The sequence below is a fragment of the Olsenella sp. kh2p3 genome (assembly GCA_900119625.1).
Lineage (GTDB): Bacteria > Actinomycetota > Coriobacteriia > Coriobacteriales > Atopobiaceae > Tractidigestivibacter.
This window is the reverse complement of sequence record FPKD01000008.1, coordinates 53,144-69,545: the sequence shown is the minus strand read 5'-3', so window position 1 is coordinate 69,545 and position 16,402 is coordinate 53,144. Positions and strand designations below refer to the sequence as shown.

Genomic DNA, 16,402 nt, shown 5'->3' with positions numbered 1-16,402 from the left:
AGGCCGTGCGGACCATAGGGAGTGATGCATATGAGAATTGATAAGTGGGCAGTCACCGCCCAGGAGGCGCTGCAGTCTGCCGTCGGCATCGCGACGGACGCCGAGGCGGGCCAGGTGGAGCCCATCCACCTGCTCAAGGCCCTTCTCAGCTCCGGCGAGCAGAACATCAAGGCAATCGTGGAGCGCGTGGGCGCAGACCCCGCCGCAATAGAGTCGCAGGTCGACCGCGCCATCGCTAACGCGCCCAAGGTCACGGGCGACAACTCGCAGATGGGTGCCGGCACCAACTTCGTGCGCGTGGCAGACGCTGCCGAGAAGCTCGCAACCAAGATGGGCGACTCCTACGTCACGAGCGAGCATCTGCTGTGCGCGCTCGCGGACGACCGCTCAGAGGCCGGCAGCATCCTCAAGTCTGCGGGCGTCACGGGCAAGCGCGTGCAGGAGGCCTACGAGGCTCTGCGCGGCGATGAGCGCGTGACCAGCCAGGACTCCAAGCCGGAGTTCGAGGCCCTCTCCAAGTACGGCCGCAACATCACGGACCTGGCCCGTCAGGGCAAGCTCGACCCGGTCATCGGCCGCGTGGAGGAGATTCGCCGCACCATCCAGGTGCTCAGCCGCCGCACCAAGAACAACCCAGTGCTTATCGGCGAGCCCGGCGTGGGCAAGACAGCAATCGTCGAGGGCCTGGCAGAGCGCATCGTCTCGGGCGACGTGCCCTCCACCATCCGCGACAAGGACGTCATCGAGCTTGACATGAGCGCCCTCGTGGCCGGTGCCAAGTACCGCGGCGAGTTCGAGGACCGCCTGAAGTCCGTGCTCAAGGAGGTCGAGAAGTCCGACGGACGCATCATCCTCTTCATCGATGAGCTGCACACCATCGTTGGCGCCGGCGCAACCGAGGGCTCCATGGATGCCGGCAACATCCTGAAGCCGGCGCTGGCCCGCGGCGCGCTGCACGCCATTGGCGCAACCACGCTCGACGAGTACCGCAAGTACATCGAGAAGGACCAGGCCCTCGCGCGCAGGTTCCAGCCGGTCATGGTGTCCGAGCCCAGCGTCGAGGAGACCATCTCGATTCTGCGTGGCATCAAGGATAAGTACGAGCAGCACCACCGCGTGCGCATCACGGATGCCGCGCTCGTCTCGGCAGCCGATCTTTCCAACCGCTACATCTCTGACCGCTTCCTGCCCGATAAGGCCATCGACCTCGTGGACGAGGCGGCGAGCCGTCTGCGCATGGAGCTTGACTCCATGCCGGCCGACATCGATGCCGTCGATCGCCAGCTCACCCAGATGCAGATCGAGGAGCAGGCCCTCATGAAGGAGGAGGACGAGGCGTCGCGCGAGCGGCTTAAGAAGCTGCGCGGCGAGATAGCCACCACCCGCGAGAAGCTTGACGGCATGAAGGCCAACTGGCAGAACGAGAAGCAGGCCATCGACCACGTCCAAGACCTCAAGTCCCAGATCGAGGACGCCAAGGGCGAGATGGAGCGCGCCACGCGCGACGGCGACCTCGCCAAGGCCTCCGAGCTGCGCTACTCGACCATCCCCTCGCTCCAGCGCGACTACGACGCCGCGTCCGAGGCGCTCTCGCAGAAGCAGGAGTCCGGCGGCATCCTCAAGGAGGAGGTCACGTCCGAGGAGATCGCCGACGTGGTCTCCGAGTGGACGGGCGTGCCGGTCTCCAAGATGATGCAGGGCGAGATGGACAAGCTCAAGAATCTCGAGGCCGAGCTCCACAAGCGCGTCGTGGGGCAGGACGAGGCCGTCTCGGCGGTGGCCGCGGCCGTGCGCCGCAGCCGCGCGGGTCTCTCGGACCCCAACAGGCCCATCGGCAGCTTCTTCTTCCTGGGCCCCACGGGTGTGGGCAAGACCGAGCTGGCAAAGGCGCTGGCCGAGTGCCTCTTCGACGACGAGCGTGCCCTCGTGCGCATCGACATGTCCGAGTACATGGAGAAGTTCAGCGTCCAGCGCCTCATCGGCGCGCCCCCAGGATACGTGGGCTACGACGAGGGCGGCCAGCTCACCGAGGCCGTGCGCAGGCATCCGTACAGCGTGATCCTGCTCGACGAGATGGAGAAGGCGCACCCCGACGTCTTCAACATCCTGCTGCAGGTGCTCGATGACGGACGCCTCACCGACGGTCAGGGTCGTGTCGTGAGCTTCAAGAACACGATCATCATCATGACGTCCAACGTGGGCAGCCAGTTCATTGCGGGTGCCAATGCGCAGAGCGACCCGGACGAGGTGCAGCGCAAGGTCAACGACGCCCTGCGCCAGACCTTCAAGCCGGAGTTCCTCAACAGGATCGACGACGTGGTGGTCTTCCACGCGCTCGGCCTCTCCGACATCGAGAAGATTGTGGACATCCAGCTCAAGGACGTCCGCGCGCGTCTCGCACGCGAGCGCATAACGCTCGAGCTCACGCCGGCGGCCAAGCAGTCTCTTGCCTTTGACGGCCTTGACCCCGTCTACGGCGCGCGCCCGCTCAAGCGCCTGATCCAGCGCCAGGTTGTGGACAACGTCGCCAACCTCATCATCGACGGCAAGGTCGGCGAGGGCGACACCGTGAAGGTGGACGTTGGCGACGACGACAGGCTCTTTGCTGCTCGCGATGACGCGGCGAGCGAGGAGAGCCGCCGTCGCGCGGCCGAGGCGGTTGCCGCCGAGGCCAGCGCTGGCGCCGGTGAGTCCGCCTCGACGGACGAGCCCGTTGAGCCCGACTCCGTGGAGTAGGGCGAGAAGGACGCCGCTGCGCCACGGCGTCAGGCATGGCGTTAATGCGGCCCCGGAGCTTGTGCTCCGGGGCCGTTTTGCGTGTTCCGCGGCACCGTGAGCGTGGTCTCCGCAACGTGATTTCCCCTGTTGGGGCACAATGGTGAACAGCTGAGCAGATACTGCTGTTCCGGGGAGGTCGCGACATGGAGGATCCAGAGCTCGATAAGGACGCCGCACGTGCGGGGCAGCCCGACCCGGATGCCACGCAGCTCGTGGATCCCGACGCCACAGTGCTCGCAGACCCGGGAGCGACGCAGCCCGCGGATCCGGACACCACCCAGCTGGCCGAGCCGCCCGCGTCTGCGGACTCCGGCGGCGCAGCAGCCGACGAGATGCCCACCATCGTGGTTCCCCATGCCGTCTCGGCCGGTCAGGAAGGCCCCGACGGCATCGACGCCATGGACGACCCCTACGCCCCCATCAACGACGCCGACTTCACGCGCGTGACCCCCTACGCGCCCGTGGCCATAGACTCTCCGGTCACGTCAGATGGCAAGCATCGCGGTCGCGTGCGGCCCTGGGCCGTAGTCCTGGTGGTTGTTGCGCTTCTCGCCGCTGCCGCCTTCGTGGTGAAGTACACCTACGAGAACGAGTACTGGGGCGGCAAGACCGTGCCAGACGTGGTGGGCAAGACCGAGACCGAGGCGCGCTCGACCCTCTCGCCGCTTGGCTTTAGCATTACCGTCAACGAGGTACTCTCTGATGACAACGTAGGCAAGGTCGTCTCGATGGACCCCGCCGCTGGCACGCGTACGGGTGACGATCTCTCGGTGACCATCACCGTGGCCGTTGCGCGCACCATCCCCTCGGTTGTGGGCCTAAGCCAGTCAGATGCAAAGACGGCCCTGCTCAACGAGGGTGCCAAGAACATCACCATCGCGTACAAGAACTCCAGCGAGGCCGAGGGCACGGTGCTTGCGGTGAGTCCGGGCGAAGGCGAGGCGTTTGTCTCGTCAGACCAAATTACGCTTACGGTGGCGCAGCCCTTCAAGGTGCCGGATGTGGTGGGCCTCTCGCTTACCGACGCCGAGCAGACCCTCCAAGACGCGGGCCTTACCTATTCCGTCTCGTACAGCGACGAGAAGGGCGACGAGAACGTCGTGCTCTCGACCTCGCCCGAGGCAGGAACCCAGGTGTCCGAGGGCTCCACGGTCACCCTGTACGTACCGGCGCCCAAGCTGAGCGACGCCTACCACATTGCCGAGTACTTTGACATCGAGCCGGCCGACCTGGACGCGTATCTCGCAAAGCAGGGGTATTCCGTCTCGTCTACCGGTGTGTTCTCCAGCGGCGACGCATACGCGGTCTACACCAACGGTACCGTGACCATCACCATCACGGATTCGCCGGAGTCCGCGGACGCTGCCGGAGCTGGGACGGGCACCAGCGCGCTTGCCGGCGGCAAGCCCGTGGGCGGCGTGCGCCTCCAGGCGTCGGCGTCTACGGTTGCTTCGGATGTGGGGATCGACTCGAGCGGACTAACCACAGCGATGGATGCCTGCGGCCTGAGCAACCTCGTCTCGTCCTGTACGGCCGATTCTGTGCAGACGTCGCGCAGCATCGACAAGACCGGGCTCTCGTTCATCTGCGGCTATGGTCAGCAGGGCGATTACGTGTGGAGCGTCCTTTTGGGGAGCCCCAACGGGTCTGCGACCAACGCCATCGTGACCATTGCGCCCAAGAGCCACTACGATGGCCTTGACCTCAGCGAATATGGAAATGACCTGGCGAGCTATATCGCCATCACGAACTACTACGGGAAGTGACGTGCATGGACGAGAAGAACGTCGCGCCCAAGGACGCAAAGCCGCAAAAGAGACCTGAGCCTGCGGAAAGGCGCGCGGCCGAGAAGATCGACCCTGCTGACCAACCCTTCATTCGTGCGGAGAACGAGGATGACGACGGCTACGATCCGTACTCAGACCGCCAGCCGCACCCCGAGCCGCTCTTCGAGCGCGACCCGTGGGACTAGCTGCGCGTTGCGCTGAGCGCGGGGGAGCGCCGGCTAGCCCGTTGCGCCCCAGTTGACCTGCATGTACTGCCAGACAAAGAATACGATCACGGCGAGAATCACGATCACGGCGATAAGCGCAATCACCGAGCGGATGCGCATCTTACGCTCTCGCGAGGCAAAGATGTCACGGCGACCCTTGGGGATCTCCAGGTACTGGCCGTAATGAAGGTCGCGTCGCAGCTGTGGCATCTCTGAGCGCGACTTGCGGTAGGAGCGCCCAGAGAGCACCGAGCCCCTGTTGGCATAGTCCGAGTCGTGCGTGAAGCCCTCGAAGCCGTCAGCGTTCGCCTGGTTGTCGAAGTCGCTGATGGGGGCGACGGTCTTGTGAGGCGTGCGCGCACGCGTGTAGCGCTGCGGCCTGGGAGCCGGTTGCTGGGGTTTGGGCGCGGGCGTCTCGTCAAAGCCTGCTGCGGGGGAATTCTCGCCAGAGTAGTCTGCCATGACGGTCTCGTCGAGCGATGCCTGGCGCTGATCCTGCGCGTTGTCTGGCATGGCGAAGTGCGATCCCTCGGGCATAGCCTGCGGGCGAGAAGAAACGTTGCCTGGGTTGTCCAGGTCGTCGTAGTTGTTCATGTGTTCGTGCCTCCGGTTGCGGTCTGCACGGCAATACCAACATCATAGAGCACGTAAGGTCTGCTAACCAGCTGTGTGCGTTCATTGTGACGGTGACGTGCGCAGGGACAAAATCTAAGTCGTAGACACTGAGAAAATCTTTTCTCGTGCGTTTAATAAATCGGATGTCGGGAACATATACCAGCGAACACCAAGGGCGCCGCAAAGAGGCGTCCGCTCGTCTCAAGGAGTTGAGCATCATGGCAAGCATGATTCCGTATGACAGGTACGCAAGGGCCCTTTCCAGCTGGCCGTTTGGCTCGTTCGATGACTTCTTCGCCCCACTGGCAACCACCGATGGCGACCTTGCCTTCAAGATGAACGTCGAGGACGCGGGCGATAGCTACGTGGTCACTGCCGAGCTTCCGGGCGTCAAGAAGGAGGACGTCGACGTCGAGCTCAACGAGGGCAGGCTCTCCATTTCGGTGGACAAGAAGGAGTCCGACGAGGAGAAGGGCAAGAACTACCTCCACAAGGAGACCAGCGAGTGGAGTGCCACGCGTGGCGTCTATCTGAAGGATGCTGCGACTACGGGCATCACGGGCAAGCTTGAGGGCGGTGTTCTTACCGTGAACGTCCCCAAGCAGTCCGAGAAGGCCAACGTCACCAAGGTCTCCATCGACTAGCTGCAACCAACAGTCGGGCCGGCACCCATCCCTCGCCAAGGCCCCAAGTACGCGCCCCGGTTTCGGCCGGGGCGCTTTTGTGTTGCGCGGCCTTTCTTCGCTCCTCCTTACCTCCTCCTTACCTCCTCCTTACCCCCTCCCCCTACCTCCTTCTTTAGCGGTTTCTGAGAATCGGAGTCAACGTTTGCCCAGTTGGCGAGAATCTCAATTCTCAAATTCCGCTAAAGAACGGATTGGGGGGAGGGGAGAGGGGGAGGGGAGGGGGCTAGATCGCATCTGCCCGCAGGGCCTCCACGATGTTCAGCGCGTGACTGCGCCGCAGTGCGTAGGCAACGGAGAGCCCCAGCACCGCCACCACGCCCGCAATGGCTCCGGCTACATAGCCCCATGGCAGCTCGAACGAGACTCCCACGGCGGATCGCAGTGCCGCCCAGAAGAGCACAACCACGCCCACCGAGAAGACCAGGCCAATTCCAAGCCCGCGCAACGCGTAGCTTGCGCACTCGGCCACGAGCATGCGACGGAACCCCTTGGGTCCCAGGCCCACGCTCTGTAGCACGGCAAACTCGCGCGTGCGCAGGATGATGCTCGTGGAGAGCGTGTTAAACACGTTAGCAACGGCGATGAGCAGGCACACCACCGAGAAGATCGTCACCAGGAGCTTGAAGAGGCCAACGATGGCCTCGGTCATCTCGTTTTGAGCCACGTTATTGTTGACGTATGCCGTGGCGTTGTCGCTGACCGTGGCGTCGGCTGCCGCTTCGAGGGCGTTGCCCGCGTCAAAGGGATCGGCGCCCTCAGCAAGCGAGAACGGCACCACGATGCTTGTTGCCGAGAAGAGATTGGGGCGCGCCTCGAGAGCCGAGCGCGGCATGATGACGGGAAGTATCGAGGAAGACGTGAGGCCCGTGTTGGCGAGCTGGTCCGGAAGCGAGTCGAGCGTTCCCACAAAGGTGATGGTGCCAGAATCCACGGCCGCATCATCAATGCTGGTCTGCCGCTGCGACCCGCTCGCTCCGCCGTCCGAGTTCTCCCACGTCTGAACCAAGGCACCGCCGTTGGAGTCAAGCAGGAGGGTCGACTGCGCGTCGCGCAGCTCGTAGGCGGTAGCGGTGGTAGGCGTGCCGTACGGGGCAACCGTCCTCACGCTGCCCGACTTCGTCCATGCCAGCACGTTGAGCGCCAGCGCCGGCATGCTCGTGCCATCTGTCGTCGTGGCGCTGCCTGCTCCGGCCTCCTTGCAGAGCTCGGCCCAGGTGTTGTCATCCACAAACGAGACGAGCATGGGACCGGCGTACGAGCCGTTCTCGGCGGCGCCGCTATCGCCAGCGTAGTAGTCTGCGAGAAACGCGCGGCCGTCTGCAGAGACGCTGCCGGCGGGAAGGGTGACCTCGAGGGCGCCGTTCACGATGGCCGAGCTGGACGTGAGGCCATCTACCTGGCCTGATATGCCCTGCACGTCTCGCACAAGGCCCAGGGTTGCCTTGGATACGGTGCCCTGGTCGGCTTCCTGCCTGTTGTAGATGGTGAGCGAGATATCAGAGCGCCCAACGGCGCCGAGGTCGCTGCCAACATCCATGGCGCGCCCCATGTAGAGCGAGATGGCGCCGGATAGCACGATGAGGACAACTGAGAGCGCGAGCGACACCACGACGGTGCGGCCACGCGAGCTGGAGCGCGAGAGGTTCCTGCTTGCCAGAAGACCGGGAAGCCCGGCGATGCGCTCGAGCAGCGGCGCCCGCGGCGCCTTCCCGGTGGCCTGGGCCTTCTCGATTGCGCGCTCGGTCCGCTTGGAGAGCCTGATGTCTTGCTGCTGGCGAATGGCGTCGATCGCCGAGACCCTGCTCGCCCGCCACGCCGGTGCCCAGGCGCTGGCGAGAAGCACAAGGAATGACGCAGCGGCCATGCCTGCAACCACAGCCGGGCTTATCACCAGAGGAATGCCCTGGGCGGTCCCCGAGAGCGAACTGCGGAACATGGCGTCAAACGCCCGCGCCGAGCTGCTGAGCATTGCCGCGACCCCGGCCAGCCCGGCTGCGAGCCCCACCGGTATGCCCACAACGCCAATCGCCACAGCCTCCAAGAGCACCGTCCTTCTCAGCTGGCGCTTTGACGCGCCCAGCGAGGAGAGCAGGCCAAACTGACGCGTGCGCTCGGCCACCGAGATCGAGAATGAGTTGCCAATCATCCCGATGGCTGCAACCACGATGACCCCACCAATCACGGCGACCATGCCGCTCAGCGACTCCATGACGGTGCTCTCGTCGCTCGCCATTCCCTGGAGCGCCAGCAGCTGGCCGTGGAGGTAGTAGTCCTCCTCGCCAAAGATGGGGGCCGCCCAGCCCTTGAGCGCGTCCCGCGTGGAGAGGCCGCTCGTGCTTACCCACACGCGCGTGAAGACGGGGTTCGAGACGTCGTTTGGCGAGACGATCGCGGTGGCGCCGGCCTCCTCAAAGGCGGTGAAGTCGTTTCTCAGGAAGTGCTGGGGCACGTAGAAGCCCACCACGGTGAAGCTGCGTGTGGTCGTAGGCGTGCCGAGGGAGTCGCCGTCGCCGAGCGTGGCGCCAAGCGGCAGCGTGACGGTGGACCCCAGCTCGATGGGGCCGTCGCTGGCGGCGCTGGCGCCCGAGCCGTCGTCTGCGAGCGTGACGCCGGAGAACGTGACAGGCAGCATGACCTCGCCCGGCGCCTCGGGCTCGCGGCCGGAGCGCACCGTGGGCATCACGGTGAGGCTGCGCGCCTGGTCTGCGCCGCCGCGCAGCACCCGCGGTGCGGTCTGGATGGCAAGCAACGTGGTGCTTAGGTCCGCGTCGCTCGCATACGAGGCAAAGCCTGCCACCTGGGAATCCATGGCAGTCGCCACGTTGGTCTCTGTCGCCAGCCGGCCAAGGGCCGAGTCTGCCTCGGCCGGCTGGAGGCTGTCGTAAACCTGCCAGGAGCCCTCGGTCTCTATGGTGCGGCCGAGAAGGGCTGCGGCGACGCTCGTGGCGGTGGCCACCACGCCCGTGAGCAGGGCCGTCGAGAGGATCACGCCAATCACGGTGACCACGGTGCGCGTGCGGTTCTTGCGGAGCGACCGTAGGGTGTAGCTTGCGAAGACCCCCATCGCGCTCACCCCCTGCGCTCGTCTGAGACCACGCGGCCGTCCTCGATGGCAATCACGCGCTGGGCCATGAGGGCCACGTCCTCATCGTGCGTGATTACTACGAGGGTCTGGTGCAGGTCCTTGTTGGACGCACGCAGAAGCCGCATGATCTCGGCCGAGTTCTTGGAGTCGAGGTTGCCAGTGGGCTCGTCCGCAAGCACGATGGCGGGTGAGTTCATGAGTGCCCGGCCAATGGCAACGCGCTGCTGCTGGCCGCCGGAGAGCTGGTTGGGCAAGTGGTGCTCGAAGCCCCTAAGGCCAAGCGACGAGACAAGCGTGGCCAGGCGCTGCTCGTTTACCTTGCGGCCGTCCATGCGCACCGGAAGCGTGATGTTCTCCTCTACGTCCAGAACGGGGATGAGGTTGTAGAACTGGTACACCAGCCCCACCTCGCGGCGGCGGAAGACGGCGAGCTGCTCGTCCGAGCGCTTGTACACGTCCTCGCCGTTCATGCGCACCGTGCCCGAGGTGGGACGGTCGACGCCGCCCATGAGGTGCATGAGCGTCGACTTGCCAGAGCCGGATGAGCCTACGATGGCCACAAACTCGCCGGCCGCGATGGAAAGGCTCACGTCGTCAAGCGCCCGTACGGCGGCGGGCCCGGTTCCGTAGACCTTGGTGAGATGCTCGATGCTCAGGATGTCCATGGAGCTCCCCTCGATTGCCTGTGGTTGTGCCACCATGGTGCGCCCGCGCTCCCACGCGGCCATGACGCGCGCGTGACTAAACCGTCACCTTGGGAAAGACCAGGTCAAACCGCGCGCCTCCGGTGGGGCTCACGTTTGAGGCCGTGATCTGGGCGCCCTGGGCAACAAGCAGCGCCCGCGAGAGCGAGAGGCCAATCCCCACGCCGCTGGGGTTGCACACGTCCTCGTCGCGACGGGCGGGGTTGCTCGTGCCGTGGTAGAAGCGCTCGAAGACGTGGGGCAGGTCCTTCTCGGCAATGCCTGGCCCGGTGTCCTCCACGCGGATGCGGCAGGCCACGGCGTCCTCATGGGCCGTGATGCTTACGGTGCCGCCCGCGGGCGTGTGCTCCACGCAGTTCTTGAGCACGTTGGTCAGGGCCTCGCGGGTCCAGGCGGCGTCGCCCATGAAAGAGCAGCCCGGCTTCACCTGTGCCCGGAAGGCCACGCCGGCAAGGTCCGCGGCCACTGCCAGCGGCTCTTGCGCGGCCGTGACCAGCGAAGATACGTCCACGCGGTGGCGCTCAAGCCGCACCACGCCGGCGTCAAGGCGCGCGAGCTTGAGCAGGGACGAGACGAGCCACTGCAGCTGCTCCAGCATTCGGCCGCAGTCGCGCACGCGCTGGGCGTCCTCGGGCGTGGCCGCCGACTTGCGCATGAGTTCCAGCTCGATGCCAAGCGACGTGAGCGGGGTACGAAGCTGGTGAGAGATGTCGGCCAGGGCGTCGGCAAGCGCGTGCTTCTCGGCCTCGAGCTCCTCGTTTGCTACCACGAGCCGCGTCACGGTCTTGTCGAGCTGACTGGCGAGAATGGCCAGCTCGCCCTCGCCCATGCCGCGGAAGCTCACGTCGCGCTCGCCGGAGAGCGCGCGGTCCAGGCGCTCGGAGAGCTGGGAGATACGGCGGTAGCGCAGGGCGGTTGTGGCAGCGTAGAGCGCCACCAGGGCGACGCCGCACGCAGCGACCCATGCCGCCGCGGCTGGGCCCGCCTGCAGCCAGGCGCCCGCGCAGCAGGCTACGGTCGCCGCCGCGCCTATGCCGAGAAACGCTACGAACCGGGGGTCGCGTGGCATGGCGCTACTCCGCCGCGCGGTAGCCCATGCCGCGAACGGTGCGGATGAGCTGCGGGTTTGCTGGATCGTCCTCAATCTTGTCGCGCAGGCGCCGGATGTAGACCGAGAGGGTGTTCTCCTCCACGTAGGCGCCGGAGTCCTCCCAGAGCGCCTCGCGCATCATGTCGCGCGTCACGATGCCACCCGCCTTGCTCGCAAACAGCAGCAGCAGGCGGTACTCGACGGCCGAGAGGTCAAGCTCGCGTCCGTCTTTTGTCGCGCGGGCGCGGGCGGGGTCCACGGTGACGCTTCCAAGGTGCAGCAGGTGCTGCGTGGGCTGCGAGCGTCGCAGCACGGTGCGGATGCGTGCGAGCAGCTCGCGCGGGCGGAAGGGCTTGGCAATGTAGTCGTCGGCGCCCATCGAGAGGCCGGCGACGGTGTTGAACTCGTCGTCCGAGGCGGTGAGAAAGACCACGGGCAGGTGTGGGCGGGCCTCCTTGAGCGCGCCGCACACGGCAAAGCCGTTGCCCTGCTCCAGCGTGACGTCGAGAAGCACGAGGTCAAAGGGCTTTTCGGCGCGCGCTCCTAGGGCGATGGCGCCGTCCTGGCTGGGGGTTGCCTCGACGTCGTAGCCCTCGGAGCGCAGAAGCTCCGTGAGCGTGCGGACTATGTCCGCGTTGTCCTCGACGAGCAGAATGCGCATGGCGCCTCCCCGGTTGTGCGGTGGTTGCGTGGTGTCGCGGCGGTCGCGCGGCGGTCGCGCGGTGCGGCCCCGGCGGTCGCGACTCCTGCGCGGCACGTTACCACATCACACTTACCACACCGAGAGCGGCGCGTCCTGGGCAGAGACGCAGACGGTCAGGTGGCCGTCGGGCGTGCGCGCCTCCGTAAACGTCTCGTTGGTGGCCTCGGCGCCCACGGCGGCGGCCAGCGTGCGCACCGCAACGCTGGGTCGGTTGTTCTCGTGCGAGAGGTGCATACCCACGATGACCTCGGTCTCGTTAGTCACAAGGTCCTGCAGCGCGTCGGCTGCCTGGGCGTTCGAGAGGTGCCCCTGGCGACCGTGGATGCGCTGCTTGAGGTAGCCGGGGTAGGGGCCCGTGGCAAGCATGCGCTCGTCGTGGTTGGACTCGAGCGCGAGCACGCGGCAGCCGGTGAGCGCCTGGCCGGCCTCGTCGGTAAGCACGCCCGTGTCGGTGCAGTAGCCCAGGGCATCCGCAAGCTCGCCGTTCTCGTCCGTGGTCGCGAAGCGAAAGCCCACCGGGTCCGCCACGTCGTGGCTGGTGGGGAAGACGGTCACGTGCATGCCGCACAGCTCGAGCGCGTCCGTGTGATTGATGACCTCAAACGGGAGCTGCGAGAGGCGCTCGCGCGCGGCGATGGTACCGGCCGTCGCAAAGAGCGGGCCGTCGAAGTGGTTGGCAAAGACCTGCAGGCCAGAGACGTGGTCGGTGTGCTCGTGGGTGAGAAGGACCGCGCGGACGTCGCCCATGTTGACGCCCAGCTCGCTGGCGCGCGCCAAAAGCGTGCGGCGGGCGATGCCGTCGTCGATGAGCACGCTGCCTGCGGGGCCTTCGACTACGGCAGCGTTGCCCTTCGAACCCGATGCCAGGACGTGCAGGTGGATCTGTGGGGTCATGCGACGGTTCCTCTCAGTGGTTGGGTAGTGCGTTTTGCGGGTCGTCTCGCGGGGGCGGGCCGCAGCGGACAGCGTAGCAGCACCGCGCCAACCCGTCAGCCCCCTCGCCCAAGGCCCGAAAGTGAACACGAATTCAATATCGGCTGGTATGGCTTGGAAAAAGCCCTGTTGCCGAGAGGCACCACAATGCCGCGATTGAAAACGTGTTCACTTTTTCGAGGCGGCAAGGGATCGTGGCTTGGGGCGCAGCGGCCAGCTGGGTGCGGGCGACAGCCTGGGCTGCGGGCTGGCTGCTCAGATGGCCCGCCGGCCGTAGCTTGCCGGCCTTCTCGCGCTCTAGTCCTACAGGCGCGTTATTGTCATCTTGCCGTTTTCAAAAGTGATGTCGTAATCCTCGATCGTTACCTCGGGCGGCTCGTATCGGGCCAGCTCTTGGCTTAGCTCCCTTCCGCGCCGTCCCGGGAGCAGTGACCAAATGAGCCGCTGGCGCTCCTCCGCGAGTTTCGGCCTTCTCAGCACGCGCCGGTGCTTCGAGAAGTCGCGCTGGCCAGTGCGTTCGAGAAGTGACATTGCCTGCAGCATTACGCGGTCGATGCCGCCGTGCTCGTAGAAATCTTCCTTGGTCACGGGTAGAACCGCGAGCCCCTGCACTAGCAGGTCGCGGTCGCGGCGCTTGTCGGCAACGACCGCTTTGCGCATGTTGACGGCCGCATTGCTGTCGAGAAGTCCGCCATCAGACAGCCCAGAACCATCCTCTCCAAAGTGAGGTCCGCCATCATAGTTGAAACCAACATTGGTGTCTTTAACGAGCGAGTCCGGAACGCGGCTTCTCTTGTCAACAAGCGAGAGAAGCGGTCCGCGTGCAATAAACCTGGGATTTAGCTGCAGCTCGCCAAGCTCGTACCCAAGTTCGTGAAGTGGCATGCGTGCAAGTCCATTGAGAAGCGCCTCCTGCGGAGAGCACGCTTCGTCCATGAGCCATTCCGCTACCCTGCGACTTTGCTCAAGCCCCGCAAGATCACGGGCAACTGAGACATACGACCGAATTTTATCTGCGGTGGTTACTGGCTTGATGCCAAATGTGGTGGTGCCGTCACGCGGGTCACGCGCATCACGCGAGAATCGCCCGCACAGTTCAAGCCCCGCGAGTAGCTGCATGGCTGGAGACATGATGGCTCCAAGTTCAATGAAGAGCAGCTCGGGGCAGGGTATTCGAACTGTGCTGTTCAGTTCGATGATGGGGATCTCCGGTAGCCCGCGCACGTACACGGTGTTTCTCGCGGTTCGCGAACGGATGCGCGAGCCAGGCCGCGGGACCATCACCTGAACCCGTCCGCGCACGTCGGAAAGACTGACGCCAACGGACTCCAGGCACGCGGAGATCCGCCGCCGCGTCCAGTACCTCCCCGGCGCGACCACGGATGGCTCGAGGCTGCGCCGGTCTGCCGTGAGCGTGCGTCCCGAGCTTCGCCATTTGCGCAGGATGTGCAGGGCGGTGAGCTTGTTGAACGTAATTCTCATCCTGACCTCCCCGGATGACAGCGAACGCAAGAACTTCTCAGCACGCTTGTCGCGCGTTTCGGTGCGTTCCGAGAGCTTACGCCCACCCCCTCCCTCACCCCTCCCCGGAAAGTGAACACGATTTCAACCGGCGCGTCAGAAATGCAACAAAAACCCTGTTGCGTATGGGATTCTCGCGCGCGTGATTGAAAACGTGTTCACTTCCCCGAGCCCTCTTGGCGTCAGATTGGGAGGGGTCGCCTTGGGGCCAAGAGGCGGCGATGGCGAGAAATAATGTCACGAAGGGGCGTTTTAGAGGCCTTAAGCTCCAAAGCCGTCAGATTGAAAGGCTCATTTTGACGATTGTTTGTCTCCTTTCGGGTTCCCCTGGCGAGAGAATGCACATTGTGGCTTGCGTGGGAAATACCATCGTTTCGCCACATTCATTGCTGCTGAGTCGTGCGCCTCGGGCACTCGGCGCTTGGCGCCTGGCGGCCCCTCGTTCTCCTCCTCAAAAGTGAACACAAATTCAATCTCGGCAGATGAGAGCCGACAAAATTGCTGATGGCGAGAAATACCAAGACGCTGCGATTGAAAACGTGTTCACTTTTGAGGGGGTGGCCGGGCGGTCGCAATTGGTCGTGGGGAGCGACGGGGTAAAATCGTGCGCGTGACCGCGTGACCGCGTGACCGCGTGACCGCACCGTCCACCACGCGTCCGCCGCTCGCGCCGGCGCCGCGCGTACCCGAAGGGAGGACTCCGCACATGCCAAGTGTTGCTCGCAGATACGGCTCGGGAGACGCCGGTGCCGCCAGTCCCTTCGAGCGCCCGTCCCGCAGCACCGACGACGCCCTGCGCGCGCCCGTGGTGCTCATGGTCTCCGGTGGCGCGGACTCCACGGCCCTCCTGGTGCTGGCGGCAACCTCCGCGCTCGACATCGAGGACGGCCGCGGCCGCGCCCGCATCGCCCGCGAGCGCCTCCACGTGCTCCACGTGAACCACCGCCTGCGCGGCATCGACGCCGACGAGGACGAGGAGTTCGTCCGCGACCTCGCCGCCCGCTACGGCATCCCCTGCACCATCAGCCGCGTGGACGTGGCCGCGCTGGCCGCGGCCTCGCCGGACGGCAACGTAGAGAATGCCGGCCGAGAGGTGCGCTACAGCGAAGCCACCCGCTTGGCCAACGAGCTCTCGGCCCAGCTTGGCACGCCTCGCTCGGCCGCGCGCATCCTCACTGCCCACACGGCCAACGACCGCGCCGAGACCTTCGTGATGAACGCCATCCGCGGCACCGGCGCCTCGGGTCTCTCGTCCATCCCTCGCCGACGCAACCGCGTGGTTCGCCCGCTGCTCGACCGCACGCATGACGAGCTCTGCGAGTTCCTGCGCATGCGCGGCATCGTGTGGCGCGAGGACGACACAAACGCCGACACGCGCTACCTGCGCGCTTACGTGCGCCACGAGGTTATGCCGGTGCTTGAACGGAGAAACCCGCGCGTGGTGGCAAGCCTCTCGACCACCTGCGACATCCTCTCGGACGAGGACGCCTACCTCACCGCCGTCGCCGCGCGCACCCTGCGCGACCTCACGCGCCGCACGGGGGAGGGCGCCCTCGCGCTGGACGCCGCGCGCCTCTCTGCCTGTGAGGTCGCAATCGCCCGACGCGTGGTGCGCGCGGCCATCCTCGAGGTCTGCCCCGAGGCCCGTCTTGAGGCGCGCCACATCGCCCAGGTGCTCTCGCTCGTCGCGGCAGGCACCGGCTCGGCGTCCATCCCCATGGGCGCGGAGGCTCGCGTCGAGTACGGCCTGCTCTTCCTGCGTGCCCACGCGCCAAAGGCCGGCGACTTCGCCGGGTGGCTCGAGGTCCCCGGCGAGCTCCCCCTGGGGGACCCGCGCCCGGGCCGCGCGTCCACGCACCTCTCGGCGCGCCTCCTTCCGGCGCCGGACGGCGCGGACATCCCGGCGCTTGCCCTCTCGCACGGCCGCGAGTGGGCCGGCACCTCGGTTCTTCTCGATGCTTCTGCTTGTGGCATCGACGCCAACCTGGGCGGCCGGCTCTGGGTCGACTCCCCGCACCCGGGCGACGTCCTGTGCCCCCTGGGCATGCACGGCCAGTCTAAGAAGGTCTCCGACCTTCTCAACGAGGCCCGCATCCCGGCGGCCGAGCGCCCGCTGGTGCCCGTGGTGCGCACCTCGCCCACCGGCCCCGTGGTGTGGGTTGCAGGAATCAGGGCCGACGAGCGCGCTCGCTGCACGCCACGCACCTCACACTTGCTAGAATTGAGTCTCCGAACAGCATAGACGGCGCGCAGGCCGAGAAGCGCGGCGAGCGCCCGTCGGGAGTGGAGGATCG

The 16,402-nt window shown here is 65.8% G+C and carries 12 protein-coding genes; 5 read left to right on the top strand and 7 right to left on the bottom strand.

Annotated features, from left to right (window positions below; genetic code table 11):
• Positions 1–30: 30 nt before the first annotated feature.
• The 3 genes from clpB (at position 31) to BT122_RS08820 (ending at position 4,750) form a co-directional block, all read left to right on the top strand.
• Positions 31–2,736: an ATP-dependent chaperone ClpB gene (gene clpB, locus BT122_RS08830; RefSeq protein ID WP_083432420.1), complete on the top strand. Its 2,706-nt coding sequence runs from the start codon at positions 31–33 to the stop codon at positions 2,734–2,736.
• A gap of 185 nt (positions 2,737–2,921) precedes the next feature.
• Complete coding sequence (locus BT122_RS08825; RefSeq protein WP_072355564.1) at positions 2,922–4,544, top strand: PASTA domain-containing protein; 1,623 nt, start codon at positions 2,922–2,924, stop codon at positions 4,542–4,544.
• 5 nt (positions 4,545–4,549) lie between these two features.
• The gene (locus BT122_RS08820; protein WP_059052466.1) at positions 4,550–4,750 is read left to right on the top strand and encodes a hypothetical protein; all 201 of its coding nucleotides are present in this window, start codon (positions 4,550–4,552) and stop codon (positions 4,748–4,750) included.
• Positions 4,751–4,783: 33 nt separating this feature from the next.
• On the opposite strand, the gene BT122_RS08815 is transcribed toward BT122_RS08820, so the two are convergent.
• Positions 4,784–5,365, bottom strand: coding sequence for a hypothetical protein (locus BT122_RS08815; protein ID WP_059052464.1), 582 nt, complete (start codon positions 5,363–5,365; stop codon positions 4,784–4,786).
• A gap of 239 nt (positions 5,366–5,604) precedes the next feature.
• Between BT122_RS08815 and BT122_RS08810 the strand changes: the two genes are divergently transcribed.
• Complete coding sequence (locus BT122_RS08810; RefSeq protein ID WP_072355563.1) at positions 5,605–6,030, top strand: Hsp20/alpha crystallin family protein; 426 nt, start codon at positions 5,605–5,607, stop codon at positions 6,028–6,030.
• Positions 6,031–6,295: 265 nt separating this feature from the next.
• On the opposite strand, the gene BT122_RS08805 is transcribed toward BT122_RS08810, so the two are convergent.
• The 6 genes from BT122_RS08805 to BT122_RS08780 all read right to left on the bottom strand — a co-directional run bounded on the left by BT122_RS08805 (position 6,296) and on the right by BT122_RS08780 (position 14,069).
• Positions 6,296–9,136: an ABC transporter permease gene (locus tag BT122_RS08805; RefSeq protein ID WP_072355562.1), complete on the bottom strand. Its 2,841-nt coding sequence runs from the start codon at positions 9,134–9,136 to the stop codon at positions 6,296–6,298.
• Positions 9,137–9,141: 5 nt separating this feature from the next.
• Positions 9,142–9,822 (bottom strand): ABC transporter ATP-binding protein, encoded by a 681-nt coding sequence (locus BT122_RS08800; protein WP_059053996.1) that lies wholly within the window; start codon positions 9,820–9,822, stop codon positions 9,142–9,144.
• A 76-nt stretch (positions 9,823–9,898) separates the two neighbouring features.
• On the bottom strand, positions 9,899–10,930 hold the full coding sequence (locus tag BT122_RS08795; protein ID WP_072355561.1) for a sensor histidine kinase: 1,032 nt from the start codon (positions 10,928–10,930) through the stop codon (positions 9,899–9,901).
• A 4-nt stretch (positions 10,931–10,934) separates the two neighbouring features.
• On the bottom strand, positions 10,935–11,612 hold the full coding sequence (locus tag BT122_RS08790) for a response regulator transcription factor (protein WP_072355560.1): 678 nt from the start codon (positions 11,610–11,612) through the stop codon (positions 10,935–10,937).
• A gap of 111 nt (positions 11,613–11,723) precedes the next feature.
• Positions 11,724–12,548, bottom strand: coding sequence for an MBL fold metallo-hydrolase (locus tag BT122_RS08785; RefSeq protein ID WP_072355559.1), 825 nt, complete (start codon positions 12,546–12,548; stop codon positions 11,724–11,726).
• 342 nt (positions 12,549–12,890) lie between these two features.
• Positions 12,891–14,069 carry a hypothetical protein gene (locus BT122_RS08780; protein ID WP_072355558.1) on the bottom strand — a complete coding sequence of 393 codons (1,179 nt, stop codon included), beginning with the start codon at positions 14,067–14,069 and terminating at the stop codon, positions 12,891–12,893.
• A gap of 745 nt (positions 14,070–14,814) precedes the next feature.
• Between BT122_RS08780 and tilS the strand changes: the two genes are divergently transcribed.
• On the top strand, positions 14,815–16,350 hold the full coding sequence (tilS, locus tag BT122_RS08775; protein ID WP_177242219.1) for a tRNA lysidine(34) synthetase TilS: 1,536 nt from the start codon (positions 14,815–14,817) through the stop codon (positions 16,348–16,350).
• The last annotated feature ends 52 nt before the right edge of the window (positions 16,351–16,402 follow it).